Raw genomic sequence first — 24444 nt, 5'->3', positions numbered from 1 at the left:
GTCTCGTCATCAAGGGTAAAATCCAGGCCTTCCCTGGGATTGCTACGGGTTAACCTTTCGAAAGCCACGTTTTTTGCACCGCAGCAGAATAGTTATGCGTTTTATGCATGGCTCAAAAAGCCTTAAAACCGCCCCACCAGCACGCAAAACCCGGCCAATTCCGCCAGATTTTGCACCGCTCCCAGCACGTCCCCGGTGAAGCCGCCAATTTGCTGACGCGCCAACGCCCCCATCCCGGCACTCACCAGCGCCATCGCGAGCACCACCGCGCCCAGATGCGGCAGCGCGCAGAGCCCCGCCAGCAGCAAGCCCAGCACCAGCCCGGCCAGCGCCGGGCCGCGCCGCAACGCCCCGCCTGCCGCCTGGCCCAGCCCGCTTTCGCGCGCGCTTGGCAAAGCCAGCATCACCATCGGCAGCGCAGCACGGCTCAACGCCCCCAAACCGGCCAGGCTCAACCATGCCCCGGCCGGCGGCAAAGCGGCCAGACAGGCCGCCTTCATCCCCAGCGCCAAAATCAGCGCCAGCACGCCATAACTGCCGATCCGGCTGTCGCGCATGATCTCCAGCTTGGCAGCGCGCGTCGCACCGCCGCCAAAGCCATCGGCCAGATCCGCCAGCCCATCCTCATGCATCGCCCCGGTGAGCAGCGCGCTGGTCCCCAGCGCCAGCAACGCCCCGGCCAGCGGCGGCAGCCCCAGCCGCGCCGCCAACGCAAACACCAGCCCCGTCCCCCCGCCAACCACCGCGCCCACCAGCGGATAAGCCCAAACACAGTCCGAAAGCGCAGGTGCCCGCGCCAATGTTCCCATCGGCAACCGGCTCAGCAGCATGAAGGCCAGCCGCAGCTCATCCAGGCGGGCGCGCGGCCTCATGCGTCGGAGACACCGGCCTCGGCGAAGGTGGACATGCCATTATGCGCCTCCAGCGCCGCGCGCACGACGCTGAGCGCCACCGCCGCCCCGCTGCCCTCGCCCAGCCGCATCCCCAGCGCCAGCAGCGGCTCTTTGCCCAACGCCGCCAGCAAGCGCCGATGCCCCGGCTCCGCGCCGACATGCCCGGCCAGACAATGATCCAGCGCGCCCTTGGCCTCCGCCTCCAGCACCCCGGCCGCCGCGGTGCAGATGAAGCCATCCAGCAGCACGGGTATCCGCAACGCCCGCGCCTGCAAAATCGCCCCGCAGATCGCCGCCTGCTCGCGCCCGCCAAACGCCACCAGCGCGGCCAGCCCGCGCGCCCCCTGGTGCCGCGCCAGCCCGGCCTCGATCGCGCTGATCTTGCGGCCCATCCCGGCATGGTCCGACCCCGTACCCGGCCCCGCCCAATCCTGCGCCACCCCGCCGAAGCAAGATGCCGCCAGCGCCGCCGCGACGGTGGAATTGCCGATTCCCATCTCGCCCAGCAGCAGAATATCCGCTTGCGCATTCACCGCGTCCGCGCCTTGCGCCATCGCCGCCAGCACTTCGGCCTCGCTCATCGCCTCCCCTTGGGTGAAATCCCCGGTCGGGCGCTCCAACTCCAACGCCACCACCGACAAATCCGCCCCGGCGGCCCGGCAAAGCTGGTTGATCGCCGCCCCGCCCGCCTGGAACGTCGCCACCATCTGCACGGTGACCTCCTGCGGATACGGATTCACCCCCTGCGCGCACACGCCATGATTCCCCGCGAACACCACAGCCTGTGCCTTGCCAATCCGCGGCCGCGCGCTGCCGCGCCACCCGGCCAGGAAAATCGCCACCTCCTCCAGCCGCCCCAGCGCGCCGGGCGGCTTGAGCAGGCTGTTCTGATGGGCCAGGGCGGCGGCGGCGGCGGCCTCGTCATAACGCGGCAACGCCGCCAGACGGGCGCGCATTTCAGCAAAGGAGCCAGCGGGAAACAGAGCGTGCGACATCATCATCCAATCAACTTCAAAAACCGGTCCGGAAAACCTTACTTCACCCGCAGCGTATAGCCACACACCGCCAGCCGCACCTCGTCGGCCGCCTGCGCCACGCGCTGGTTCAGCCGCCCCTGCGCATCGCGAAACCGCCGCGCCAGCGCGTTCTCGGGCACGATGCCCTGCCCCACCTCATTGGTCACCAGCGCGACCTCACCGCCGCGCGCCGCCAGCGCCGCGCACAGCGCCTCGGTCTGCGCCTCGATATCCCGCTCGGCGAACATCAGATTGGAGAGCCACAGCGTCAGGCAATCCACCAGCACCGGCCCGGCCGGCGCCGCTTGCAGCGCCTGGGGCAGTTCCAGCGGCGCCTCCACATCCAGCCAACCTGGCCCGCGCCGTGCCTTATGCGCCGCGATCCGCGCCGCCATCTCCGCATCGAAGGCTTGCGCCGTGGCGATGTAAACCGGCGTGCCGGCGCAGTCCCGGATGCGGGTTTCGGCGTACAGGCTCTTGCCGGAGCGCGCCCCGCCAGTGACGAGTAGGATCATGGCTGAAATCCCAAACACCAAATGCCAGACTTGAAAAGCCCGCCCACCCCTGCGACACGCCAGACCATGCCGCGCCTGCTGCTGATCCGCCACACCGCCATCACCACACCCGCCCTGCTCGCCGGGCGCACGGACCTGCCCGCCACCCTGCCCGGCCCCGACTCGATCGCCCGCGCCCAGGCGCGTCTGGCCGCCCTCGCGCCTGACGCGGCGCTGATCTCCAGCCCGCTGCAACGCTGCACCCAGACCGCCGGCGCGCTGTTCCCTGGCCGCGCCCCGCAGCTGGAGCCCCGCCTGCAGGAACAAGATTTCGGCGCCTGGGACGGCCAGCCTCTGGCCGCGCTGCCGGATCTCGGCCCCCTGCCCCGTGCGGCGCTTGCCGCGCACTGCCCGCCCGGCGGCGAATCCTTCCTGGAGCTCGCTGCCCGCGCCCGCCCGGCGCTGCTGGCCCTCACCCAGGACACGCTCATTTTCACCCATGCCGGCATCATCCGCGCTAGCCTCGGCCTGGCATTGGGCGACATCCCGCAAGGCCTCGCCTTTGCCATCGCCCCCTTCTCCCTCACCGTGCTGGAGGCCCTGCCGGGTGGCGATTTCGCCATCACCTGCACCAATCTGGACCTGGCCTCATGACCCTGCATCCCCTCGCCATGGCGTTGGCTTTGGGGCTGGATGCCGCCATCGGCTGGCCGGATGCGGTGTTCCGCGCCATCGGCCACCCGGTCACCTGGTGCGGGGCACTGATCTCAGCGCTGGAGGCGCGGCTGAATCACGGCCCGGCCCAGCGGCTGAAAGGTGTCGCCACCGCGCTGCTGGTCATCGCCATCGCCATCTTCTTCGGCGTGGCGCTGCAGGCGCTCTCCGGCACGCTGCTCACCGCGCTCCTCGCCTGGCCGCTGCTCGCCGCCCGCTCGCTGCATGAGCATGTCGCCCGCGTCGCCAAACCGCTCGCCGCGCAGGACCTTCCCGCCGCGCGCCAGGCGGTCTCGATGATCGTCGGGCGCGACCCGGAGCGGCTGAACGCCCGCGGCATCGCCCGCGCTGCCCTGGAGAGCCTGGCGGAAAACAGCTCGGACGGCATCATCGCGCCGCTATTCTGGGGCGCTTTGTTCGGCCTGCCCGGCATCGCGGCTTACAAAGCGATCAACACGCTCGATTCCATGCTCGGCCACCGCACCCCGCGCTATGAGGCCTTCGGCTGGGCCTCGGCGCGCATCGATGATCTCGCCAATCTCCTCCCCGCCCGCCTCACCGCCCTGCTCTTCATCATCACCGCCCCCAACCGCGCCGCTGCCTGGATCGTCACAAGCAACGACGCACGCCATCACCGCTCCCCCAATGGCGGCTGGCCGGAAGCGGCGATGGCAGGGGCGCTGGGGCTGCGCTTGTCCGGCCCCCGCATTTACGGCAACGAGGCGGCGAACGAACCCTGGATCAACGCCAATGGCCGCGACCCGGGCCCGGAAGATATCTACGCGGCCCTCGCCCTCTACCGGCGGGCGCTGATCTTGGCGGCGGCCCTGCTGGGGCTCAGCGCTGCAATGTGGGGGATGAAATGAAACGCGACCATGGCGGCAATCTGGATTGGGCGGTCGGCCAGTATGGCGGCACGAAAGCAGACTGGATCGACCTCTCCACCGGCATCAACCGCGTCCCCTACCCGGTCCCGGCGATCAGCCCGGCCGCCTGGAGCGCCCTGCCCACCGCCAGCGCCACCGCGACCCTCATCGACGCCGCGCGCGTGGCCTTCAACACCAGCGGCGCGGTGCTGCCTTTGGCCGGGGCGCAGGCGGCGATCCAGCTGATGCCGCTGCTCTCCGCACCCGGCACCGCGAAAATCATGTCCCCCACCTATAATGAGCACGCGGCGGCGCTGCGCGCTCTGGGCTGGCAGGTGGTGGAAGCCGCCACGGCGGAGGACACCGCAGGGGCCGACCTCGCCGTGGTGGTGAACCCCAACAACCCGGATGGCCGGCATTACGAGCCCGCCGCCCTGCTGGCGCTGCTGCCCAAGGTCGGGCGGCTGGTGGTGGATGAAAGCTTTGGCGATCCCTACCCGGCAAACTCCCTCGTCCCGCAGGCCGGGCGCGACGGTCTGGTGGTGCTGCGCTCCTTCGGCAAATTCTACGGCCTGGCCGGCATGCGGCTCGGCTTCGCCTTGGGCAGCGAGGCGGACATCGCCACCCTCTCCCAGCTCGCCGGCCCCTGGCCGGTCTGCGGCCCGGCTTTGGAGCTGGGCGCCTTGGCCCTGGCCGACAAAGCCTGGGCAACCGCCACCACCAACCGGCTGATGTCCGAAATCCCCCGCATGGACGAGCTGGCCGCCGCCGCCGGCTGGAACGTGGTCGGCGGCACCTGCCTGTTCCGGCTCTATGACACGCCGAATGCCCAGGACACCCAGGCGAAGCTGGCGCGCGCCCATATCTGGTCGCGCATCTTCCCTTATTCCGATCGCTGGATCCGCCTCGGCATGCCCGGCAATGACGCCGAATGGGCGCGGCTCGCAGCCGCCTTGCGCGGCTGATGGAGTTCACCCACCAAGACGCGGCCATTCTGGAGCGCATCATGCTCTGGCGCCGCGATGTCCGGCATTTCCGCCCCGACCCGGTGCCGGAGGATGTGCTGGCCCGGCTGCGCGCGGCGATGGACCACGCCCCCTCCGTCGGCAATGCCCGCCCCTGGCGGGTGATCCGGGTGGAAGACCCGGCCCTGCGCGCCGCCGTGCGCGCCGAATTCACCCGCTGCAACGACAACGCCGCCGCCAGCTACGAAGGTGAGCAGGCGCAGGCCTATGGCAAACTGAAACTCGCCGGGCTGGACGCCGCCCCGGTGCAGTTGGCCGTGTTCACCGAGACCGACCCCGAGGCCGGCCACCGCCTCGGCCGCGCCACCATGGAACTCACCCTGCAGCAATCCACCGCGATGGCGATCTTCGCGCTCTGGCTGGCCGCCCGGGCGGAAAATCTCGGCCTCGGCGCGGTCTCCATCCTGGAGCCTTCGGTGATCGAGCGGCTCTTCGCCGTCCCCGCCCATTGGGAGTTCGCCGGCTATCTCTGCCTCGGTCACCCCGCCTTCATGGACGATACCCCGCTGCTGCACCGTGCGGACTGGCAACAAAATGCGCCGACCCTCTGGGAGACCCGTTAAAACGCCGCAATCTCCTGCTTATATGTATCCCGCGGCGTTCCGCCGCCGATAATCCAGGAGACCAGTCCCATGTTCATGCCCTCTCGCGCCAGCCTTGCCGGCGCCGCAGCGCTTCTGCTCGCCGCCGCCCCGCTCGCGCACGCCAAAACCGTGTCCATCTCCGGCCAGTTCGCCGCCGAAGGCAGCGCCACCAGCCAGCCGACCGGCCATGTCACCGGCAGCTTCGACACCGTCACCCGCAAGCTGACCTATAAGATCACCTATCACGGCCTCAGCGGCCCGGTGAAAGCCGCGCATTTCCACGGCCCCGCCGCCCCCGGCCAGACTGCCGGCGTGCTGCTGCCGATCCCCGGCCCCTACCATACCGGCATGCACGGCACCCTGACCGCGAACGATGCCACCACCAAGGCGCTGCTCGCCGGCCAGACCTATGTGAATCTGCACACCGCCAAATACCCGATGGGCGAAGCCCGCGCGCAGATCAGCGTCGGGCAGTAAAAAGTTTTTTGGGGCCGCCCCTTTTTTACAAAAAAGGGGCGGAAACGTTGGGGCGTTGGCAACGACATTGCCAACGCCCCAAAGATTTTGCAGCCTTTTTTGAAAAAAGGGCTGCACCCCAAAAACTTTTGCGACTTCAGGCCCCGGGCAGACCCAGCAGCCCGGCTACATCCAGATGCACTTCCAGATGCGCCGCCAGCCCATCTAACGCCGCCTCCACCGCGGCGCCATGGTCCCGCTCGGCAACCGGCGCCCCCAGCCCGCGCAGAAACGCTGTCCTGAACCCATCCGCCTGAAACAGCCCATGCAGATAGCTGCCCATCACCAGCCCATCCGCTGAAACCGCCCCCTCCGGCCGCCCCGCTATCCTTGCGAACGGCCGCGCACAATCCGCCCCCGCGCTGCGGCCGAGATGGATTTCATACCCCTCCACCGCCAGCCCGCTGGCCACATGCTCCGCCCGCACCAGCCCGAGCTGCTTCTGCCGGTCCATGCGCGTGGCAACCTGAAGAAACCCAAGCCCCTGCATCGTCCCCGCCGGCCCCTCCAACCCGTCCGGATCGGCAATCTCCTCGCCCAGCATCTGATAGCCGCCGCACAGCCCCAGAATCCGCCCGCCCCGCCGGCGATGCGCCGCCAGATCGATCTCCCAGCCCTGCGCCCGCAAAAACGCCAGATCCCCGCGCGTGGATTTGCTCCCCGGAACAATCACCAGCACCGCATCGCCGGGAATCGCCTGGCCCGGCTCCACCAGCACCAGCTCCACCCCGGGCTCGGCCCGCAGCGGATCGAGATCGTCGAAATTCGCAATCCGTGAGAGCACCAGGCAGGCGATCTTCACTGCCCCCGCCCCCTCCGCCACCGGCCGGGCGCGGCGCAGATCCTGCGCATCCTCGCCCGGCAGAATCGCAGCGTTCGAAAACCAGGGCAGCACCCCAAACCCGCGCCAGCCGGTATGGTTTTGGATGAATTCATAACCGGAATCGAACAATCGCGGATCGCCACGAAACTTGTTGACGATGAACCCCTTCACCAAAGCCGCATCCTCCGGCGCCAGCACCGCCTGGGTGCCGACGATCTGCGCGATCACCCCACCCCGGTCGATATCCCCCACCAGCACCACCGGCACCCGCGCCGCCTGGGCAAAACCCATATTGGCGATGTCGCCCGCCCGCAGATTAACCTCCGCCGGGCTCCCTGCCCCCTCAACGATCACCACATCATAAGCCGCCCGCAGCCGCTCGAAACTCTCCAGCACCGCCGGCATCAGCGTCGGCTTATAAGCCCCGTAATCCCGCGCCTTCAGCGTCGCCACGCGCTGGCCCTGCACGATGATCTGCGACCCGCTCTCGGATTCCGGCTTCAGCAGCACCGGGTTCATGTCCGTATGCGGCGCAAGCCCGCAGGCCAGCGCCTGCAATGCCTGCGCCCGGCCGATCTCGCCGCCATCCGCCGTCACCGCGGCATTGTTGGACATGTTCTGCGGCTTGAACGGCGCCACGCTGAGCCCCCGCCGCCGCACCGCCCGGCACAGCCCCGCCACCAGCAGCGATTTGCCGACATTCGAACCGGTGCCCTGCAGCATCACCGCCACCATCATGAGTTCCTTTCAAAATTCGCCAGGCCGAGCCGGATGGTGGTGTTTTGCGAGCACCGGAGCGGAGCGTACGTTAAGTACGTGAGCACCGGCGCGTAGCAAAGCGCCGCCAGCCGGCCGGCATCGCGGATTTGGGAAGGAACTCTAAAATTCCACGCCCTTCTGCGCCTTGATTCCCTCTTTAAAGGGATGCTTCACCGAAGCGATCTCGCTGACCAGATCCGCCGCCTCGATCAGCCCTGGCGGCGCATTGCGCCCGGTCAGCACCACATGGGTCATCGCCGGCTTCTGCGTCAGCAGAAATTCCACCACCTCATCCGCATCCAGATAGCCATAGCGCAAAGCGATATTGATCTCATCCAGCAGCACCAGCCTGATGCGCTCATCCAATATCAGCGCCTTGGCCTTCTCCCACCCCGCCTTGGCCGCCGCGATGTCCCGTGCCTTATCCTGCGTCTCCCAGGTGAACCCCTCGCCCATCGCGTAAAACTGGCAGAGCCCGGCAAAATGCGTGGTCAGCAGCCGCCGCTCCCCGGTATCCCACGCCCCTTTGATGAATTGCACCACCGCGCAGGGCATCCCGTGCGCGATGCAGCGCAGCACCATGCCGAATCCGGAGGAGGATTTGCCCTTGCCCGGCCCGGTATGGACGATGATCAGCCCCTTTTCCCCAGTCTTGCCCGCCATCATTTTCGCCCTTGCCGCCTTGATCCGCGCCATCTTCTCGGCATGGCGGGTGGCGTCTTCGGGGGTGAGGGACATGGCTTCTCTCCTTGACTCTGCCCCCAACTGCGGCCTTTTGCGGGGGATCGTACTGGTGCCTGGCCGGGAGGCTCATCAAAACAGCTTCTTATGTCAGGCCAAAAGGGAATGCGATAGGGCTCACCCCCGAAGCGCAGCCGCCCCCGCGACCGTGACCGGAGAGGGATGCGATGCCACTGGCGCAAGCTGGGAAGGCTGCACCCCGGAGGGTTTGCCCAAACCCCTATCCGCAAGCCGGGAGACCTGCCAGCACGGATGTTTCACGAGCGGACGGGGTGTGCCGCGGCAGGTGATTTGCGCTTGCGCGCGTCCCTATGCCATCGCCCCGCCGCAGCTTTGAGGGTTGCATGGGCGTTATTCTGCATGTCTGCACCACCTGCCGGGCCGGCCAGCCATTGGTCGAGGGCGAACCTTGCGCCGGGGCGCGGATGGGGGCGGCCATCGGCGCGCTGGCGGTGCCTGAGGGCGTCACCATAAAGCCGGTGGAATGTCTCTCCGCCTGTAAATTCGGCCCCACCATCGCCCTCTCCGGGCCGGATCGCTGGTCCTATCTCTATGGCCCGGTCACCGAGGACGATGCAGCGCTGATCCTGGATTACGCCGCCGCCTTCGCCGCCACGCCGGATGGCATCGTGCCCTGGCGCGAGCGGCCCTCTCTGTTCCGCAAAAACGTCATCGCCCGCCTGCCCGCCCCGGAGACCACGACATGAGCGAAATTTTGAACCGTGATTTGGCCAAAATCCCCGTCACCATCGTCACCGGCTTTCTCGGCGCCGGCAAGACCACGCTGATCCGCCATCTCCTCGCCAACCCGGGCGGCAAGCGCCTGGCGGTGCTGGTGAATGAGTTCGGCGCCATGGGCGTCGATGGCGAGATCTTGCGCGGCTGCGCGGATGAGAACTGCCCGGAAGAGGCGATCCTGGAGCTGGCCAATGGCTGCATCTGCTGCACCGTGGCGGATGAATTCATCCCGACCATGGAAAAGCTGCTGGCGCTGGAGAAAAAGCCCGACCATATCCTCATCGAAACCTCGGGCCTGGCTTTGCCCAAGCCGCTCTTGAAAGCCTTCGACTGGCCGGCCATCCGCTCGCGCGTCACCGTCGACGGGGTGGTGGCGATGGCGGATGCGGAGAGCGTCGCCGCCGGGCAGTTCGCTCCGGATGAAGGCCGCAATGGCCGCACCCACGACACCCCGCTCTCGGAAGTGTTCGGCGACCAGATGGCCTGCGCCGATCTGATCCTGCTCTCCAAGGCCGATCTGGCGGGTGCGGAAAAAATCGAAGCCGCCCGCGCGATGGTGACGAAAACCCTGCCGCGCCCGGTGCCGATGCTGCCCATCACCGATGGCATCATCGACGCCAAAATCCTGCTGGGCCTTGACGCCAGGGCGGAGGATGATGTCGCCCAACGCCCCTCCCATCATGACGGCCAGGCGGCGCATGAGCATGATGATTTCGCCACCATCATCATCGATCTGCCCGAGCAGGACGAGGCTGCGCCCTTGCTGGCGAAGATCGAAGCGCTGGCGCGGGCGCAGAAGATTTTGCGGATGAAGGGCCATGTCGCGATCAAGGGCAAGCCGCTACGCCTGCTGGTGCAGGCGGTGGGCGCGCGGGTGCGTTGCCAGTTTGATCAGGCCTGGGGCGACGCGCCCCGCGCCTCGCGGCTGGTGGTGATCGCCGAGCGCGGCGATCTGCGCGCGGCGAAATTGCGCGCCGCTCTGGGGGCATAACGCGCCGCCATGCATATCGTCTTCCGCGAAAGCCACGGGCTGGAAGAGGCGGAGACCCCGCAGGATCTCGGGCAGTCGCCGGCTGAGATCGCGGTGCTCTCCTTCTCGGACAGTGATCTGGGCGCCTTCGCGGCGGGCTGGCGCGGGGCGCGGGCGCGGGGCCTGCGCCTGCCCCAGCTGCGCCTGGCCAATCTGGCCCGGCTGCGCCACCCGGTTTCGGTGGATGTATATCTGGAAAATACCCTGGCCAGCGCGAAAGCCGTGCTGGTGCGGCTGATCGGCGGCGCGGGCTATTGGGCTTACGGGCTCGAAGGGCTGCGGGATCTGGCAACGCGCACCGGCCTGAAGCTGGCGGTGCTGCCCGGCGATGGCCGGCCGGATGCGACACTCACAGACTGTTCCACAGTCTCGGCCGAAACCCTGGCCGCGCTGGGCCGGCTTTGCGAGGCCGGCGGGCCGGAGGCGGCGCTGGGTGCGCTCATGCTGCTGGGGCGCGAAGCCGGGCTGGACGCGCAGGATGCTCCACCGCCCCCGCCTTTGCCGGCGCATGGGCTCTATCACCCCGCAACCGGCATCATACCGGAAATCGCGCCGGGCGGCCTGCCGCGCGTGCCGGTGCTGTTCTATCGTTCCTATCTCGCGGCGGGGGACATGGCGGCTGTGGATGGGATGATCGCGGCGCTGGACGCCGAAGGCTTGGACGCCTACGGCATCTTCGTGCCCTCGCTCAAAGCGCCGGCGGCGGCACGCTTCGTCGCCGCGCATCTGCGCGACACGGCCCCCGCCGCCATCGTCAACGCCACCGCCTTTTCGGCTGCCGGAGAGGATGGCGCCACGGCGCTGGATGGGCCAGGCGTGCCGGTATTCCAGGTGGCGCTCTCCACCGCCAGGCGGGAGGATTGGGCAGGCTCCGCGCGCGGCCTCTCCCCGGCGGATCTCGCCATGCATGTCGCGCTGCCGGAGATTGACGGGCGGATGTTCCTCGGCGTGATCAGTTTCAAAGCCGCCAGCGTCTATGACGAGGAATTGCAATTCGCCCGGATGCTGCACCAGCCGGACGCAGCGCGCCTGCAGGCCGCCGCCGCGCGGGTGGCGGCCTGGGTGCGGCTGGCGCGCAAACCAGCCGATGACAAGAGATTGGCGCTGATCCTCTCCACCTATCCTGGCCGGCCGGAGCAGATGGCGCATGCGGTCGGGCTGGATGCGCTGCAAAGTTCTTCTGAAATCCTAGGTATTTTGCAAGAGGCCGGATATGACACCGCGCCTTTGGCGCATCTGCCCTGGCGGCTGAAGGCCAGCGCCATAAGCTGGCCACTCAGCGCCTATAAGGCAGCCTTGCAGGCGCTGCCTGAAACGTTGCGAACCGCCCTCAACGCAGCCTGGGGCGCGCCGGAAGATGATGCCCTGGCGCAAAACGGCGCCTTTCAATTCTCCTTGCTGCAATCCGGCAACATCCTCATCACCCTGCAGCCCGAGCGCGGCAGCACACAAGGGCGCGAGGACGACTATCACGACCTTTCCGCCCTCCCCTGCCATTCCTACGTCGCCTTCTATCTCTGGCTGCGCGCCCAGAACATCGACGCGCTGCTCCATCTCGGCGCGCATGGCACGCTGGAATGGCTGCCGGGCAAAAGTGTCGCGCTCTCGGATGAATGCTGGCCGGAGGCGCTGACCGGCGCACTTCCGATCATCTACCCGTTCATCGTCAACGACCCTGGCGAGGCGGCACAGGCGAAGCGGCGTATCGGCGCGGTCACACTCGGGCATCTGCCCCCGCCTCTGGCGCAGGCTCTGGTGCCGGAACATCTCGCCCGGCTGGAGACGCTGCTGGATGAATACGCCACCGCCGAAGGGCTGGACCCGGCCAGGCGCGCCCGGCTGATCACCGCCATCCGCAGCGAAGCCCAGGCGCGCGGGGTGGAGCGCGATCTCGGCCTGGCCGAGGATGCCTCTTTGGCCGAGGCGATCACCCGGATCGACCGGTTTGTCTGCGACCTGAAGGAGAGCCGCTTCGGCGAGGGGCTGCATGTGTTCGGCACTGGCGGCTGCGGGGCGCAGGAGCGCGCCGGGCTGCTCGCCGCCCTGGCCGGGGCCCGGGTGGCGCCCGGCCCGTCCGGCTCGCCGGCGCGCGGCCGGGCGGATGTGCTGCCCACCGGCCGCAACATGTTCGCGCTGGACCCGCGCGCCGTGCCCACCCGCGCCGCCCACGCGCAAGGGGTGAAGCTGGCGGAGGAAATCCTGCGCCGGCATCTGCAGGAGCAAGGCGACTGGCCGAAGAGCCTGTTGGTGGATCTCTGGGGCTCGGCCACCATGCGCACCGCCGGCGAGGAATTCGCCATGGCGCTGCATCTGGCCGGCCTCGCCCCGCTTTGGGAGGAAAGCGGCCGGGTCTCCGGCTTTGAGATTTTGCCCCCGGCGCTGCTGGGCCGCCCGCGCATCGATGTGACGCTGCGCCTCTCCGGCCTGTTCCGGGATGTGTTCGCCCACCTCGCCCAGCTCTTCGCCGCCGGGGCGCAGGCACTGGCCGCGCGCGAGGAAGCCCCAGGCGAAAACCCCTATATCACCCAGGCCCCGCGCATCTTCGCCCCGCGCCCCGGCCAGTACGGGCTGCAGATGGGCGAGGCCCCGACCATCTTCACCGACGAAGCCCGCGCCGCCGCCGGGGAAGCCTGGCTGGCGGGGGCGAGCTGGTCGATCGGCACGGATGGCGTTGCCCAGGAAACGCCCGAGGCGCTGCGCGCGCGCCTGGCGGGCACGGATGGCTTCGTACACGCCCAGGACCTGCCGGAGACGGACCTGCTGCTCGCGGCCGATTACGCCACTCAGGAAGGCGGCATCGTCGCCGCCTTGGCGCAAATGGGGCTGAACGCGCCGCCGCTCTATCATCTGGACAGCACCCGTCCCGAGGCCCCGCGCGCCCGGCTGCTGGGCGAGGAAATCGCCCGGGTGGTGCGCGCCCGTGCCGCCAACCCGGCCTGGGTGGCGGGGATGCGGCGCCACGGCTTTCGCGGCGGGGCGGAGCTGGCGGCGACCCTCGACCATCTGGCCGCCTTCGCCAACCTCACCCGCGACGTGCCGGGGCATCTGTTCGACCTCTATTTCGCCGCCACGCTGGGCGAGCCGGAGGTGGTGGCGTTTCTGCAAGCGCAAAACCCCGCCGCCCTGGCGCGGCTGCGCGATGTCTTTTCCCGTCTGCGCGAGGCCGGGCTATGGGCGACGCGCAATAACGAAATCCTGGCGTCCTTATGAGCGGGCCGGTGAAAGGCTGGTGCCCCGGCGCGCATCGGCCGATGCAGGCGGCGGACGGGTTGATCCTGCGCATCCGCCCGAAGCTGGGGCGGCTGACGGCGGCGCTGGCGCAAGGTCTGGCGGCGCTGGCGCAGGCCGAGGGGCAGAGCCATCTGGCACTGACCTCGCGGGCCAATCTGCAATGGCGCGGGGTGAAATCGCAGCGCTACGAAACCATCATGGCGGGTCTGGACGCGCTGGGTCTGCTGGATGCGGACGCCGCCCAGGAGCAGGCGCGCAACATGCTGCTCACCCCGTTCTGGGCAGAGGGCGACGGCACGCTGGAACTGGCCGAAGCGCTGACCGCCGCCTTGCCCAACTTCCCCGCCCTGCCGGGCAAGTTCGGCTTCGCCCTCGATACCGGCCCGGCCCCCGTGCTGGCTGAGATCTCCGCCGATATCCGGCTGGAGCGTGACGCTGCCGGCGGGCTGCTGGTGCGGGCCGATGGCGCAATGCTCGGCGAATCGGTGACGGCGCAAACCGCAATTCCGGCCATAAGGAAATTGGCGGACTGGTTTCTGGCCCAGGGCGGCGCGCCGGGCGGGCGCGGGCGGATGCGCGGGCTGACCCGCGCCGGCGCCCTGCCGCGAGGACTGAACGCCTCCCCCGCCGCAAAAACGGGCCAAACGCCCCCTCTCGCCAGCTTTGCCTTTGGCGAGTTGCCGGTGGAGAGCCTCGCCGCTCTGGCCGGGCTGGGCACAGAGCTGCGACTCACCCCCTGGCGTGCTCTCTATCTGCCGGGGCTCACCGGCTTGCCCGCTTTGCCGGGGCTGATCGGCGCGGAGGATCCCTTACAGCGCACCTTCGCCTGCACCGGCGCGCCAGGCTGTGCCGAGGGCTTCGCCCCCACCCGCGCGCTGGCAACCGCGCTCGCCGCGCACCTGCCGGCGGGCAAAACCCTGCATGTCTCGGGCTGCGGCAAGCTCTGCGCGCATCCGGGCCGGTGTGATGTCACCCTCATCGCTGCCCCTGACGGGTTTCACCTGAATGACGGCCCAGGGCTTGACCCGGCGGCGCTGCTCAGCCACCCCCGGCGGGTCTTTGGAACGCCGTAATGCCGCATCTCTATGAAACCGATGGCGCCGCCATCTACCGCCAATCCTTCGCCACCATCCGGGCGGAGGCGGATCTCGCCCGTTTCTCCCCCGCCGAGGAAGGCGTGGTGGTGCGGATGATCCATGCGCTGGGGCTGGTCGGGCTGGAGGCGCATGTGGCGTTTACCCCCGGCATGGTCGAGGCGGCGCGGGCGGCATTGGCCCAGGGCGCGCCGATTCTCTGCGATGCGCGCATGGTCAGCGAGGGCATCACCCGCCCGCGTTTGCCCGCCAAGAACCGCATCATCTGCACCCTGCACGACCCAAGCGTGCCGGCGCTGGCCCAACAGATGGGCACCACCCGCAGCGCCGCGGCGCTCGAACTCTGGCGGCCGGATCTGGCCGGCGCGGTGGTGGCGATCGGCAATGCGCCGACGGCTCTGTTTCACCTGCTCAACATGCTGGAAGACCCATCCTGCCCGCGCCCGGCGGCGATCATCGGCTGCCCGGTCGGCTTCGTCGGCGCCGCCGAATCCAAGGCGGCGTTGATGGCCGCCCCGCCCTGCCCGGCGCTGTCGGTCGCCGGGCGGCTCGGCGGCTCGGCGGTCAGCGTGGCGGCGATCAACGCCATCGCCAGCACGGCGGAATAATCCATGGGCAAGATCATCTGCGCCGGGCTGGGGCCGGGCGATCCGGATTTGATGAGCCTGCGCGCTGCCCGCGCGGTGCAGGGGGCAGCCCATATCGCCTATTTCCGCAAGGCCGGCCGGCCCGGCCAGGCCCGGCGCATCGTGCAGGGCCTGCTGGCCCCGGGCTGCGTGGAATATGCGATGGAATATCCCGTCACCACCGAGCTGCCCGCCGACAGCCCCGAATACATCGCCGCCTTGCACGAATTTTACGAGGATTGGGCGGCGCGGCTGGAGGTGCTGGCGCGGGATCGCGACATCGTCGTGCTGTGCGAGGGCGATCCGTTTTTCTATGGCTCCTTCATGCATCTGCATGTGCGGCTGCAAGGCAAGGTGGAGATCGAGGTGATCCCCGGCATCACCGGCATGTCCGGCTGCTGGACCGCCACCGGCACGCCGATCACCTGGGGCAATGACATTCTCACCATCCTCCCCGGCACGCTCCCCCAAGCCGAGCTGGCGCGGCGCATGGGCGAGAGCGATGCCTTCGTGGTGATGAAGACCGGCCGCAATTTGCCGAAAATCCGCGCGGCTCTGGCGCAGGCCGGGCGGCTGGAGCAGGCGGTGCTGGTCGCGCACGGCACCAGCGCGCAGCAGCGCATCGTCCGGGTGGCGGAGATGCCGGAGGGGGACTGCCCCTATTTCGCGATCGTCCTCGCCCATGGCGGGCGCAACCGGGCATGAGCGGCTGGCTGGCCATTGCCGGGCTGGGGCCGGGGGATGACGCGCTGATCACCCCCGAGGTGAGCGCCGCGCTGGCGCAGGCCAGCGATGTACTGGGCTATATCCCTTACGTCGCGCGCATCGCCCCGCGCCCAGGGCTGGCCCTGCACCCTTCCGATAACCGCGAGGAGCTGGACCGGGCCCGCCACGCGCTGCGCCGGACGCAGGCGGGGGCAAGGTGGTGATTGTCTCCTCCGGTGATCCCGGTGTGTTCGCGATGGCGGCGGCTGTGTTCGAGGTGCTGGAAGAGGAGCCGGGCTGGGCGGAGCTGGACATCCGGGTGCTGCCCGGCATCACCGCCATGCTCGCCGCCGCCGCCAGGGCCGGCGCGCCGCTGGGGCATGATTTCTGCGCCATCAATCTCTCCGATAATCTGAAGCCCTGGCCGGTGATCGAAAAGCGCCTGCGGATGGCCGCCCAGGCGGATTTCGCCATGGGCTTCTATAATCCGCGCTCGAAATCCCGGCCCGAGGGATTTGGCCGGGTGCTTTCGGTGCTGCGGGAGGAATGCGCGCCGGGGCGGCTGGTGATCTTCGCCCGCGCGGTGAGCACGCCGGAAGAGCGGATCAGCGTGGTGACGCTCTCCGAGGCGACGCCGGAGATGGCCGATATGCGCACCATCGTGCTGCTCGGCAACAGCCAGACGAGGCGCGTGGGCCGCTTCGTCTATACCCCGCGTTCGGCGCCATGAGCGAGCCAGGCCAGCACCGCCTCCGGGCTTTGCACAATGCGGCGCGCCGGCAGCGCCGGGCGCTCGACCATCAATATCTTCACCCCCAGCGCCCGCGCCGCCGCCAGCTTGGCCGCCGCGCCGATCCCGCCGGCATTCTTGGCGACGAGATGGGTGATGCGATGGGCGCGCAGCAGCGCCAGATCATTTTCCAGGCTGAACGGGCCACGATCGACCACCCAGGCCGCATCCCGGAAAGGCAAGGGCGCAACAGGCGCATCCACCAGCCGGAGCAGATAGAAATGGTCCTGGCGGGCGGCGAAAAGATCGAGATTTTGTTTGCCGATGGCCAGGAACACGCGCGCGGGGCGTTCCGGCAGCGCGGCGGCGGCCTCCTCCAGCGTGGCGAGGCTCTGCCAGTCATCGCTGTGCTCAGCCTGCCAGGCCGGGCGTTCCAGGGCGATCAGCTTCACCCCGGTTGCCGCACAAGCTTCGATGGCGTTGCGGCTCATTTGCGCGGCGAACGGGTGGGTGGCGTCGATCAAGTGCGTGATGCCATGGGCGCGCAGATAATCCGCCAGCCCCGCCACCCCGCCAAAGCCGCCGATGCGGGTGGGGAGCGGCTGCGGCCTCGGCGCCTCGGTGCGGCCGGCATAGGAGAAAACCGCGCGCAGCCCGGACTCGGCCAGCGCCCTTGCCATCTGGCTGGATTCACTGGTGCCGCCGAGCAGCAATATAATCGGGCCGTGCATGGCCGGGTTTGTGCCGCGTCCCACGGCCAGGAGGCAAGGGGATGAGCGCCTGGCTGACGATCATCGGGCTGAATGAGGACGGCCCCAGCCCCGCCGCGCGCGAGGCGCTGGCGCGGGCGGAGGTGATTTTCGGCGGGGCGCGGCATCTGGAACTGACGCAGGCGGGGGCGCGTGGACGACCCTGGCCGGTGCCGTTTTCCATCGCGCCGCTGCTGGCCTGCCGGGGGATGCAAGTGGTGGCCTTGTGCTCGGGCGATCCGTTCTGGTTCGGGGCGGGGAGCCTGCTGGCCGAGGCGTTGGCGCCGGAGGAGTGGGTGGCGCTGCCCGCCCCCTCGAACTTCGCTTTGGCGGCGGCAAAGCTGGGCTGGCGGCTGGAAGACACAATCTGCCTCGGCCTGCACGCCGCCCCTTTCGCGCAAGCGCGGGCGCATCTGCATGACGGGGCGCGGCTGCTCTGCCTGTTGCGCGGCGGCGAAGCGGTGGCACCGTTCGCGGCCTATTTAACCGAGCTGGGCTTCGGCGCCTCGCGCCTCTGGCGGCTGGAAGCTCTGGGCGGGGTGCGGGAGCGTATCACCCAGGCCAGCGCGGCGGAGATGGCGGTGCTGGGACCGGGCCTCTCGCCGGTCGCCGTGGCGGTGGAGGTGGCGGGGGCGTTGGGCCTGCCGCGCACACCGGGGCTGGCGGATTCGCTCTTCGCCCATGACGGGCAGATCACCAAGCGCCCGGTGCGCGCCCTCACATTATCCGCCCTGGCCCCCCGGCCCGGCGAGCATCTCTGGGATATCGGGCTGGGCGCGGGGTCGATTTCGATTGAATGGCTCCTGGCCGCCCCCGCACCAGCGCCAGCGGGGTGGAGGCGGATGCCGCCCGCGCCGCACGGGCGCTGGAGAACGCCGCTGGCTTCGGCGTCGCCCAGCGCCTGCATGTTCTGGAGCGCCGCGCCCCGGACGGGCTGGAGACTCTGGCGCGGCCGGATGCCATCTTCATCGGCGGCGGCGCCAGCCAGGCGCTGCTGGAACGGCTCTGGGCGCTGGCCCCGCCGGCACCAGGCTGGTGGCGAATGCGGTGACATTGGAGAGCGAGGCGCTGCTCACCGCCTGGTCCGCAGAGAAAGGCGGTGCGCTGCTGCGTCTGGAGCTGGCCGAGGCCGCAGCTTTGGGGGCAAGCGCGGCTGGGTGCCGGCCAGGCCGATCGTGCAATGGAGTGTCACGTTATGAGGGTGGCGGGGTTTGGCCTGCGTGCCGCGGTGCGCACGGAGTCGCTGCGCGCCGCGCTGGCGGCGGCGGGGGGCGAGGTGCAGGCCCTGGCCGGGATCCGGCCCGAGGCGCTGGCGGAGCTGGCGGCGGAGCTGGGGGTGCCGGTGATCGCCCTCACCCCGGCGGCGCTGGCCGGCATCGAAACACTGAGCCGCTCCGCCCGGGCGCTGGCGCGCTACGGTGTGGGCAGCCTGGCGGAAGCCTGCGCGCTGCACGCCGCCGGGCCGGGGCGAGGCTGCTCGGCCCGCGTGTCGCCTCGCCCGACAGGCTGGCAATGGTGGCGATTGCGGAAAGGAACGACCCATGATCGTGCATTTCATCGGCGCCGGGCCGGGGGCCGCGGATCTGCTGACATTGCGCGGGCGGGATCTGATCGCCGCCTCGCCGGTCTGCCTCTATGCCGGCTCGCTGGTGCCCGAAGGGGTGCTGGCGCATTGCCCGCCCGGGGCGCGGATCGTGAACACCGCAAGGCTCTCGCTGGACGAGATCATCGCCGAGATCCAGGACGCCGCCGCCAGGGGGCTGGATGTGGCGCGGCTGCATTCGGGGGATCTCTCGGTCTGGTCGGCCATGGGTGAGCAGCTGCAAAGGCTGCGGGCGCTTGGCATCGCCTATGATGTCACCCCCGGCGTGCCCGCTTTCGCCGCCGCCGCCGCCAGCCTGGGGGCGGAGCTGACGCTGCCGGGCATCGCGCAATCCCTGGTGCTCACCCGCCTGGGCGGCCGCGCCTCGCCGATGCCGGATGGCGAGCGTCTGGCCGCCTTCGCCGCCACCGGGGCGACCTTGGCGCTGCATCTCTCCATCCATCGCCTGGCGGATGTGGTCGCCGAACTCACCCCGTTTTACGGGGCGGATTGCCCGGTGGCGGTGATCTGGCGCGCCTCCTGGCCGGATCAGCGCGTGCTGCGCGGCACGCTGGCGGATATCGAGGCCAGGATGGAGCCAGAGATTGACCGCACGGCGCTGATCCTGGTCGGGCGGGTGCTGGGGGCGGAGGGGTTTGAGCGCTCGCGCCTCTACGCCCCGGATTATGACCGCCGCTACCGCCCCACCGGCCCCGCGCCGAGATTCCCCGAATGAAGGGGCTGCTGATCGCCGCCGCTGCCTCCGGCGCGGGCAAGACCACGCTGAGCCTGGGCCTCGCCCGCGCCTTCACCCGCCGGGGTGTCACCGTGCAGCCCTACAAATCCGGCCCGGATTATATCGACCCCGCCTTTCTCGCCGCCGCCACCGGCCGGCCCTGCTTCAACCTGGATAGCTGGGCGATGGGGGCGGGGGAGATCGGCGCGCTGGTGGGGCGCGCGGAGGGGGCCGAGCTGGCGCTGGCTGAGGGCTCGATGGGGCTGTTCGACGGGGTGGCGAGTCGCGGCGCCAGCGGCCATGGCGCCTCCGCCGAGATCGCCGCGCTGACCGGCTGGCCGGTGCTGCTGGTGCTGGATGTGCGCGGCCAGGCGCAGACGGCGGCCGCCATCGCCTCCGGGCTGGCGCGCTTCCGGCCGGGTTTGCCGGTGGCGGGCGTGGTGCTCAACCGTGTCGCCAGCCCGCGCCATGAAAAACTGCTGCGCGCCGGCATGGCGCAAGCCGGGTTGCGCGTGTTCGGGGCACTGCCGCGCCAGGAGGATGTAAAGGTGCCGGAGCGCCATCTCGGGCTGGTGCAGGCGCAGGAGCTGCCGAAGCTGGCGGCGCTGCTGGACAAAGCCGCCGATCTGGTCGGCCAGTATTGTGATCTGGACGGGTTGCTGGAGGCCGCCGCCGGGCAGGCTTTGCCGGCCAGCGCCCCCCTGCCCGCCCGCCTGGCCAGCGCATCGCCCTGGCGCGGGATGCGGCGTTTTCCTTTCTCTACCCGCATCTGCTGGAGGGCTGGCGGGCGGCGGGGCGGAGATTCTGCCCTTCTCGCCGCTGGCCGACGAAGCCCCGGATGAAAGCGCCGACATCTGCTGGCTGCCCGGCGGCTATCCCGAGCTGCATGCCGGGCCCCTGGCGGCGGCCGGGCGGTTCCTGGCCGGCTTGCGGGATTTCGCGCAGACCCGGCCGGTGCATGGCGAATGCGGCGGCTATATGGTGCTGGGCGAAACGCTGGAGGATGCGCAAGGCCAGCGCCACGCCATGGCCGGGCTGCTCGGCCTTGCCACCAGCTTCGCCAAACGCAAGATGCATCTCGGCTATCGCCGCGCCCGGCTGCTGGCCCCGATGCCGGGGCAGGAAGCGGGCGCGGATCTCGCCGGGCATGAATTCCACTACGCCTCCATCCTCGCCCAGCCCGACGCGCCGCTGGCGCAGGTGCGCGATGCTGAGGGCGCGCCGGTGCCCGAAACCGGCTCCCGCCGGGGCCATGTCAGCGGCAGCTTCTTCCACCTGATCTCCCGGCTGGAGAGCTGATGCACAGCCTTGTTTTGATCGGCATCGGCACCGGCAACCCGGATCATCTCACCTTGCAGGCGATCAAGGCGCTGAACGCGGCCGACATCGTGATGATCCCGCGCAAGGGGGCGCAGAAGGCGGATCTGGCGGCGCTGCGCCGGCGGATCTGTGACGAGGTGATCACCAACCAAGCCACCCGGCTGGTGGAGTTCGACCTGCCGGTGCGCGACGAGGCGACGCCGGATTACCGCGCCCGCGTCGAGGACTGGCATGACGAGATCGCCCGGCGCTGGCGGCAGGTGCTGGAGCGCGCCTTGCCGCAAGGTGGGCGGGCGGCGCTGCTGGTCTGGGGTGATCCCTCGCTCTATGATTCCACCCTGCGCATCGCCGGGCGGCTGGCGCTGCCGGTGGAGGTGATCCCCGGCATCACCTCGATCCAGGCGCTCACCGCCGCGCACGCCATGGTGCTCAACGAGATCGGCGCGCCCTTTCTCGTCACCACCGGGCGGCAATTGCGTGACCATGGCTGGCCGCCCGGGGTGGATACGCTGGTGGTGATGCTCGATGGCGGCTGCGCCTTTCAGAGCCTGGACCCGGCGGGAATTTGGATCTGGTGGGGCGCCTATCTGGGCATGCCAGAGCAGATCATCCGCCAGGGCGCGCTGGCACGGATCGGGCCGGAGATCATCGCCACCCGGGCGGCGGCCAGGGCGGCGCATGGCTGGATCATGGATGTGTATCTGCTGAGGAAGACCGCCGGGTAAACAAAACGGGGCGTTCCTTGCGGAAACGCCCCGTTTGGTTGGTCTCGGTCTCCTCGGCGTGGCCACCGAAGAGCGGCAGGCTCTAGCCGCGCAGCGCCTTCGGCAGCGCGGTGATCGCATGGTCGATCAGCGCCGCATCACTGTCGTTGCTGACGCTATCGCGCAGCAAGGCGGTGGAGGCGGCGGTGGCGATGTCGATCGCGGCGGCGCGAACCTCCTTCACCGCGGCGGATTCGGCGGCCTGGATGCGTTCCAGCGCCATCTTCTCGCGCCGCTGCGCCGTGGCCTGCGCCTCGGCCGCCAGCTCGGCCGCCAGACGCTGCGCCTCGGCATGCGCCGTGGCCAGGATGTGGCGGGCATCTTCCTGGGCCTGGGCCTGCTTCTGCTTGGCCTCCGCCAGCATCGCCTCGGCCTCGGCCTTCAGCTGCGCGGCTTCGTCCAGCGCCGCCTGCACCGCCTTGGTGCGGGCGTCCAGCAGGCCGCCAATGCCCTGCAGCACCTTGCGGCCGGCAATGACCGCGAAGATGACGATGGCAATGAAGACCCAGAAGGTTCCGTGCGCCCAGAAATGGGCGTTGAGAGCGTCATACTGCATGGCTTAGGCCGCCTTGCGGGCCGCCAGCGCGTCTTCGACACGCTGCGACAGCTCGCTCTGTTCCGGCACGGCGCCGGTGAGTTTGAGCAGGATCTCGGATGCCGCTTGCGCCGCCACCGGCTTGATCGCCGCCATGGCAGAGGCACGCGCCGCCTCGATCCGGGCTTCGGACTCGGCGAGCTTGGCCTCCAGCTCCGCGTTCAGCGCCGCTGCCTTGCTGGCAGCCTGCGCCTTCGCATCCGCGACCGCCTTCGCCACCTCGGCCTGGGCATTGGCCCGGGCGGACGCCAGCGTGGCGGTCAACAGCGCCACCGCCCGGTCTGCATCCTGCTTGGCGGCACGGGCCGCCGCCAGGTCGCGGGCGATGATGGCGGCGCGGTTTTCCAGAACCTTGCCCATCTGCGGCAGGCCCCAGCGCGAAAGCAGGAGGTAAAGCACCACCAAGATGACCGCCATCCAGCCCACCTGATCAAGGGTGAGCGGGTTGGAGAAATCCATCTGCGGCATCTTGCCCTCGGCCAGCGCGGCGGAGGGGGCAAGGGCCAGCAGCAGAGCGGTGCTGATCCGGCGCATCTTAGGTGAACAGAATGACCAGCGCGATGACCAGCGCGTACAGCGCCACCGCTTCCGTCAGCGCGAAGCCGAGCAGAACGTCGCGGAACATCGCATCGCGGGCGGCCGGGTTGCGGCCGACGGAGGAGACGAACGAGCCGAACAGGTTACCGATACCAACGCCGGCACCGGCGACACCGATGGTGGCGAGACCCGCGCCAACGTCCTTGGCGAGCAGAGCGGCAGACTGAGGATCCATGTAATTTTTTCCTTTTTAGCAGAAACTTATAGGCGAAACGGGAGGAACCGGACCGGCCTTAATGCATATGCACGGCGTCGTGCAGATACAGGCAGGTCAGGATGGCGAAAACATAGGCCTGCAGCCCGGCCACCAGCAGCTCCAAAGCGGCCAGGGCGACATTGAGGCCCAGCGGCACGACAGAGGCGATGGCGCCGAACACGCCGAACCCGGCGGTGAGCAGCAGCATGAAGCCGGCGAAGACTTCCCACATCACATGCCCGGCGGTCATGTTCGCGAACAGACGCACAGACAGCGACACCGGGCGGGAGAGATAGGAGATGATCTCGATCGGCACCAGCAGCGGCAGCAGCCAGCCCGGCACCCCGGCGGGGACGAAGAATTTCAGGAAGCCGAAGCCGTGAATATAGAAGCCCACCGCGGTCGAGAACACGAACACGAACAAGGCCAGCGCCAGCGTCACCGCGATATGCGAGGTGAAGGCGAAGAAATAGGGGAACAGCCCGATCAAATTGCCGAGCAGGATGAAGCTGAAAATGGTGAAGACCAGCGGGAAGAATTTGCGGCCTTCCTCGCCGATCGTGTCCACGCACATATGATGCACGAACTCATACAGCACCTCGACCAGCGCCTGGATGCGGCCGGGCACCAGCGCCTTGGCCTTCAGCCCGATGGCGAACATGCCGACGATGATGATGGCGGCCGCCAACATCGCCTCGTTGGAGTTGGTGAAATTGACCGCGCGCCCGATGGCCCCCAGACCGGTGGTCAGGTCGAATTGTCCCAGCGCGTCGATCGATGGTCCCGCCATGTGTTCTACCCTGCCTGAAGCCGTACTTTTGCCGCTTGCGCGGAGGTTTATCCCAACGTGCCGCTGGCGCGGCACTTAACCGACCCGCCGCTCGCGCGGCGTTTAAACTGTTTTCGCCCCGATTGATACCGGCGCGACTTACCGCCCGCGATCGGCCCGCAAAAGATTGCGCATGCCGGCCGCCAGACCCACCGGGACCATGAGGATCATCAGCCATGGCTTGGTGTGCAAGAGCCTGTCCAGCCCCACCCGATCACCACGGCGATGACCATCGCGGCCACCATCTCAACCCCCAGCCGCATCGCCAGCTCGATGGCGCGTTGCGCCGAGCCGGCATCGCTCTGCCCTGGCGCCTTGCGCTTGGGACCCTGGGCCGCGTCTTCCGCCGCCGCCAGCCTGTCCTCGAACCCTGGTTTCTCCGGGCCGTCGCTCATGCACCTGCTCCTCGCGGATATCCGCCGGAAGGTTGGGCGGTTGCTATCCTTACCCCCCGGACTGTCAAGAACGAAGAGGCGTTATAGTGCATGTGC

26 protein-coding genes, 3 pseudogenes and 1 riboswitch are annotated in these 24444 nt (G+C 69.2%); of the genes and pseudogenes, 17 read left to right on the top strand and 12 right to left on the bottom strand.

Translation table 11 applies throughout. From position 1 onward, the window contains the following. Window positions 1-122 precede the first annotated feature (122 nt). Genes GT370_RS20630 through cobU form a run of 3 tightly spaced genes read right to left on the bottom strand, consistent with a single transcriptional unit; the run spans window position 123 to window position 2424 of the window. Complete coding sequence (locus GT370_RS20630; RefSeq protein WP_008495632.1) at window positions 123-872, bottom strand: adenosylcobinamide-GDP ribazoletransferase; 750 nt, start codon at window positions 870-872, stop codon at window positions 123-125. Continuing rightward, window positions 869-1891, bottom strand: a complete 1023-nt coding sequence (gene cobT / locus GT370_RS20625; protein ID WP_039885696.1) for a nicotinate-nucleotide--dimethylbenzimidazole phosphoribosyltransferase — start codon at window positions 1889-1891, stop codon at window positions 869-871. Before cobT ends, GT370_RS20630 begins: the two co-directional genes overlap by 4 nt. Window positions 1892-1926: 35 nt before the next feature. After that, window positions 1927-2424, bottom strand: coding sequence for a bifunctional adenosylcobinamide kinase/adenosylcobinamide-phosphate guanylyltransferase (gene cobU / locus GT370_RS20620; protein ID WP_008495629.1), 498 nt, complete (start codon window positions 2422-2424; stop codon window positions 1927-1929). Between the two features lie 66 nt (window positions 2425-2490). Between cobU and GT370_RS20615 the strand changes: the two genes are divergently transcribed. The 5 genes from GT370_RS20615 (at window position 2491) to GT370_RS20595 (ending at window position 6069) form a co-directional block, all read left to right on the top strand. After that, entirely contained in the window at window positions 2491-3057 is a 567-nt protein-coding gene (locus tag GT370_RS20615) for a histidine phosphatase family protein (RefSeq protein ID WP_008495628.1), read from the top strand. Beyond that, entirely contained in the window at window positions 3054-3983 is a 930-nt protein-coding gene (gene cbiB, locus GT370_RS20610) for an adenosylcobinamide-phosphate synthase CbiB (RefSeq protein WP_008495627.1), read from the top strand. The genes GT370_RS20615 and cbiB overlap by 4 nt, the downstream gene beginning before the upstream one ends. Continuing rightward, a complete protein-coding gene (cobD, locus tag GT370_RS20605; RefSeq protein ID WP_008495626.1) occupies window positions 3980-4948 on the top strand; it encodes a threonine-phosphate decarboxylase CobD in 969 nt (322 codons plus the stop codon). The genes cbiB and cobD overlap by 4 nt, the downstream gene beginning before the upstream one ends. After that, window positions 4948-5571, top strand: coding sequence for a 5,6-dimethylbenzimidazole synthase (gene bluB / locus GT370_RS20600; protein ID WP_039885694.1), 624 nt, complete (start codon window positions 4948-4950; stop codon window positions 5569-5571). The genes cobD and bluB overlap by 1 nt, the downstream gene beginning before the upstream one ends. A gap of 69 nt (window positions 5572-5640) precedes the next feature. After that, window positions 5641-6069, top strand: a complete 429-nt coding sequence (locus tag GT370_RS20595) for a CHRD domain-containing protein (RefSeq protein WP_008495624.1) — start codon at window positions 5641-5643, stop codon at window positions 6067-6069. Between the two features lie 136 nt (window positions 6070-6205). Here the strand turns inward: GT370_RS20595 and GT370_RS20590 are convergent, their stop codons facing one another. Together GT370_RS20590 and cobO are read right to left on the bottom strand one after the other, a co-directional pair. Further along, window positions 6206-7666, bottom strand: coding sequence for a cobyric acid synthase (locus GT370_RS20590; RefSeq protein WP_008495623.1), 1461 nt, complete (start codon window positions 7664-7666; stop codon window positions 6206-6208). A 144-nt stretch (window positions 7667-7810) separates the two neighbouring features. Continuing rightward, a complete protein-coding gene (cobO, locus tag GT370_RS20585) occupies window positions 7811-8428 on the bottom strand; it encodes a cob(I)yrinic acid a,c-diamide adenosyltransferase (protein WP_008495622.1) in 618 nt (205 codons plus the stop codon). Between the two features lie 36 nt (window positions 8429-8464). Then, a riboswitch (cobalamin riboswitch) is annotated at window positions 8465-8693 on the top strand. Window positions 8694-8775: 82 nt separating this feature from the next. Here cobO and GT370_RS20580 point away from each other — a divergent pair. The 7 genes and pseudogenes from GT370_RS20580 to cobJ all read left to right on the top strand — a co-directional run bounded on the left by GT370_RS20580 (window position 8776) and on the right by cobJ (window position 16585). After that, window positions 8776-9138 (top strand): DUF1636 family protein, encoded by a 363-nt coding sequence (locus GT370_RS20580; protein WP_008495620.1) that lies wholly within the window; start codon window positions 8776-8778, stop codon window positions 9136-9138. Then, window positions 9135-10160 carry a cobalamin biosynthesis protein CobW gene (gene cobW / locus GT370_RS20575; RefSeq protein ID WP_008495619.1) on the top strand — a complete coding sequence of 342 codons (1026 nt, stop codon included), beginning with the start codon at window positions 9135-9137 and terminating at the stop codon, window positions 10158-10160. The genes GT370_RS20580 and cobW overlap by 4 nt, the downstream gene beginning before the upstream one ends. A gap of 9 nt (window positions 10161-10169) precedes the next feature. Continuing rightward, window positions 10170-13409, top strand: a complete 3240-nt coding sequence (cobN, locus tag GT370_RS20570) for a cobaltochelatase subunit CobN (RefSeq protein ID WP_270183692.1) — start codon at window positions 10170-10172, stop codon at window positions 13407-13409. Beyond that, entirely contained in the window at window positions 13406-14503 is a 1098-nt protein-coding gene (locus tag GT370_RS20565; protein ID WP_008495616.1) for a precorrin-3B synthase, read from the top strand. The genes cobN and GT370_RS20565 overlap by 4 nt, the downstream gene beginning before the upstream one ends. Beyond that, window positions 14503-15132 (top strand): precorrin-8X methylmutase, encoded by a 630-nt coding sequence (locus GT370_RS20560; protein ID WP_008495615.1) that lies wholly within the window; start codon window positions 14503-14505, stop codon window positions 15130-15132. The genes GT370_RS20565 and GT370_RS20560 overlap by 1 nt, the downstream gene beginning before the upstream one ends. A gap of 3 nt (window positions 15133-15135) precedes the next feature. After that, window positions 15136-15855 (top strand): precorrin-2 C(20)-methyltransferase, encoded by a 720-nt coding sequence (locus GT370_RS20555; protein WP_008495614.1) that lies wholly within the window; start codon window positions 15136-15138, stop codon window positions 15853-15855. Beyond that, a pseudogene (gene cobJ / locus GT370_RS20550) lies at window positions 15852-16585 on the top strand (precorrin-3B C(17)-methyltransferase). Before GT370_RS20555 ends, cobJ begins: the two are co-directional and overlap by 4 nt. Here the strand turns inward: cobJ and GT370_RS20545 are convergent. Next, entirely contained in the window at window positions 16561-17340 is a 780-nt protein-coding gene (locus GT370_RS20545) for a cobalt-precorrin-6A reductase (protein WP_270183691.1), read from the bottom strand. The pseudogene cobJ and the gene GT370_RS20545 sit on opposite strands and share 25 nt — an antisense overlap. A gap of 17 nt (window positions 17341-17357) precedes the next feature. Between GT370_RS20545 and cbiE the strand changes: the two genes are divergently transcribed. From cbiE to cobF, 5 genes and pseudogenes are all read left to right on the top strand, one after another. Continuing rightward, entirely contained in the window at window positions 17358-18533 is a 1176-nt protein-coding gene (cbiE, locus tag GT370_RS20540; protein ID WP_270183690.1) for a precorrin-6y C5,15-methyltransferase (decarboxylating) subunit CbiE, read from the top strand. Further along, a pseudogene (locus tag GT370_RS20535) lies at window positions 18515-18733 on the top strand (cobalamin biosynthesis protein); the annotation flags it as partial. The gene cbiE and the pseudogene GT370_RS20535, both read left to right, overlap by 19 nt. Before the next feature lie 142 nt (window positions 18734-18875). Further along, complete coding sequence (cobM, locus tag GT370_RS20530) at window positions 18876-19652, top strand: precorrin-4 C(11)-methyltransferase (protein ID WP_008495609.1); 777 nt, start codon at window positions 18876-18878, stop codon at window positions 19650-19652. Further along, window positions 19649-20951: pseudogene (locus GT370_RS20525) on the top strand (cobyrinate a,c-diamide synthase). The gene cobM and the pseudogene GT370_RS20525 overlap by 4 nt, the downstream one beginning before the upstream one ends. Further along, window positions 20951-21697: a precorrin-6A synthase (deacetylating) gene (gene cobF, locus GT370_RS20520; protein ID WP_008495607.1), complete on the top strand. Its 747-nt coding sequence runs from the start codon at window positions 20951-20953 to the stop codon at window positions 21695-21697. Before GT370_RS20525 ends, cobF begins: the two are co-directional and overlap by 1 nt. 82 nt (window positions 21698-21779) lie before the next feature. Here the strand turns inward: cobF and GT370_RS20515 are convergent, their stop codons facing one another. The 6 genes from GT370_RS20515 to GT370_RS20490 all read right to left on the bottom strand — a co-directional run bounded on the left by GT370_RS20515 (window position 21780) and on the right by GT370_RS20490 (window position 24348). Beyond that, window positions 21780-22292, bottom strand: a complete 513-nt coding sequence (locus GT370_RS20515) for a F0F1 ATP synthase subunit B family protein (RefSeq protein WP_008495606.1) — start codon at window positions 22290-22292, stop codon at window positions 21780-21782. Between the two features lie 3 nt (window positions 22293-22295). Beyond that, complete coding sequence (locus GT370_RS20510; RefSeq protein WP_008495605.1) at window positions 22296-22865, bottom strand: F0F1 ATP synthase subunit B family protein; 570 nt, start codon at window positions 22863-22865, stop codon at window positions 22296-22298. Between the two features lies 1 nt (window position 22866). Beyond that, a complete protein-coding gene (locus GT370_RS20505; RefSeq protein ID WP_008495604.1) occupies window positions 22867-23103 on the bottom strand; it encodes an ATP synthase subunit C family protein in 237 nt (78 codons plus the stop codon). Between the two features lie 58 nt (window positions 23104-23161). After that, window positions 23162-23914, bottom strand: coding sequence for a F0F1 ATP synthase subunit A (locus GT370_RS20500; protein WP_008495602.1), 753 nt, complete (start codon window positions 23912-23914; stop codon window positions 23162-23164). 138 nt (window positions 23915-24052) lie between these two features. After that, window positions 24053-24124 carry a hypothetical protein gene (locus tag GT370_RS20495; RefSeq protein WP_270184443.1) on the bottom strand — a complete coding sequence of 24 codons (72 nt, stop codon included), beginning with the start codon at window positions 24122-24124 and terminating at the stop codon, window positions 24053-24055. Beyond that, entirely contained in the window at window positions 24124-24348 is a 225-nt protein-coding gene (locus GT370_RS20490) for a hypothetical protein (RefSeq protein ID WP_270183689.1), read from the bottom strand. The genes GT370_RS20495 and GT370_RS20490 overlap by 1 nt, the downstream gene beginning before the upstream one ends. Window positions 24349-24444 lie beyond the last annotated feature (96 nt).

The sequence above is a fragment of the Acidocella sp. MX-AZ03 genome (assembly GCF_027626035.1).
Lineage (GTDB): Bacteria > Pseudomonadota > Alphaproteobacteria > Acetobacterales > Acetobacteraceae > Acidocella > Acidocella facilis.
The sequence above is the reverse complement of the archived record's forward strand: the minus strand, read 5'-3'. Positions and strand labels throughout refer to the sequence as shown.

Excerpts from the sequence above, each read along its gene's own strand:
- cbiB (WP_008495627.1), top strand. The coding sequence starts at position 3,054 with ATGACCCTGCATCCCCTCGCCATGGCGTTGGCTTTGGGGCTGGATGCC.
- GT370_RS20630 (WP_008495632.1), bottom strand. The coding sequence starts at position 872 with ATGAGGCCGCGCGCCCGCCTGGATGAGCTGCGGCTGGCCTTCATGCTG.
- GT370_RS20515 (WP_008495606.1), bottom strand. The coding sequence starts at position 22,292 with ATGCAGTATGACGCTCTCAACGCCCATTTCTGGGCGCACGGAACCTTC.
- cobT (WP_039885696.1), bottom strand. The coding sequence starts at position 1,891 with ATGATGTCGCACGCTCTGTTTCCCGCTGGCTCCTTTGCTGAAATGCGC.
- GT370_RS20505 (WP_008495604.1), bottom strand. The coding sequence starts at position 23,103 with ATGGATCCTCAGTCTGCCGCTCTGCTCGCCAAGGACGTTGGCGCGGGT.
- cobD (WP_008495626.1), top strand. The coding sequence starts at position 3,980 with ATGAAACGCGACCATGGCGGCAATCTGGATTGGGCGGTCGGCCAGTAT.
- GT370_RS20615 (WP_008495628.1), top strand. The coding sequence starts at position 2,491 with ATGCCGCGCCTGCTGCTGATCCGCCACACCGCCATCACCACACCCGCC.
- GT370_RS20580 (WP_008495620.1), top strand. The coding sequence starts at position 8,776 with ATGGGCGTTATTCTGCATGTCTGCACCACCTGCCGGGCCGGCCAGCCA.
- cobU (WP_008495629.1), bottom strand. The coding sequence starts at position 2,424 with ATGATCCTACTCGTCACTGGCGGGGCGCGCTCCGGCAAGAGCCTGTAC.
- cobF (WP_008495607.1), top strand. The coding sequence starts at position 20,951 with ATGCACAGCCTTGTTTTGATCGGCATCGGCACCGGCAACCCGGATCAT.
- GT370_RS20510 (WP_008495605.1), bottom strand. The coding sequence starts at position 22,865 with ATGCGCCGGATCAGCACCGCTCTGCTGCTGGCCCTTGCCCCCTCCGCC.
- GT370_RS20595 (WP_008495624.1), top strand. The coding sequence starts at position 5,641 with ATGTTCATGCCCTCTCGCGCCAGCCTTGCCGGCGCCGCAGCGCTTCTG.
- GT370_RS20500 (WP_008495602.1), bottom strand. The coding sequence starts at position 23,914 with ATGGCGGGACCATCGATCGACGCGCTGGGACAATTCGACCTGACCACC.
- cobW (WP_008495619.1), top strand. The coding sequence starts at position 9,135 with ATGAGCGAAATTTTGAACCGTGATTTGGCCAAAATCCCCGTCACCATC.
- cbiE (WP_270183690.1), top strand. The coding sequence starts at position 17,358 with ATGAGCGCCTGGCTGACGATCATCGGGCTGAATGAGGACGGCCCCAGC.
- GT370_RS20560 (WP_008495615.1), top strand. The coding sequence starts at position 14,503 with ATGCCGCATCTCTATGAAACCGATGGCGCCGCCATCTACCGCCAATCC.
- GT370_RS20565 (WP_008495616.1), top strand. The coding sequence starts at position 13,406 with ATGAGCGGGCCGGTGAAAGGCTGGTGCCCCGGCGCGCATCGGCCGATG.
- GT370_RS20490 (WP_270183689.1), bottom strand. The coding sequence starts at position 24,348 with ATGAGCGACGGCCCGGAGAAACCAGGGTTCGAGGACAGGCTGGCGGCG.
- GT370_RS20555 (WP_008495614.1), top strand. The coding sequence starts at position 15,136 with ATGGGCAAGATCATCTGCGCCGGGCTGGGGCCGGGCGATCCGGATTTG.
- bluB (WP_039885694.1), top strand. The coding sequence starts at position 4,948 with ATGGAGTTCACCCACCAAGACGCGGCCATTCTGGAGCGCATCATGCTC.
- cobN (WP_270183692.1), top strand. The coding sequence starts at position 10,170 with ATGCATATCGTCTTCCGCGAAAGCCACGGGCTGGAAGAGGCGGAGACC.
- GT370_RS20590 (WP_008495623.1), bottom strand. The coding sequence starts at position 7,666 with ATGGTGGCGGTGATGCTGCAGGGCACCGGTTCGAATGTCGGCAAATCG.
- cobO (WP_008495622.1), bottom strand. The coding sequence starts at position 8,428 with ATGTCCCTCACCCCCGAAGACGCCACCCGCCATGCCGAGAAGATGGCG.
- cobM (WP_008495609.1), top strand. The coding sequence starts at position 18,876 with ATGATCGTGCATTTCATCGGCGCCGGGCCGGGGGCCGCGGATCTGCTG.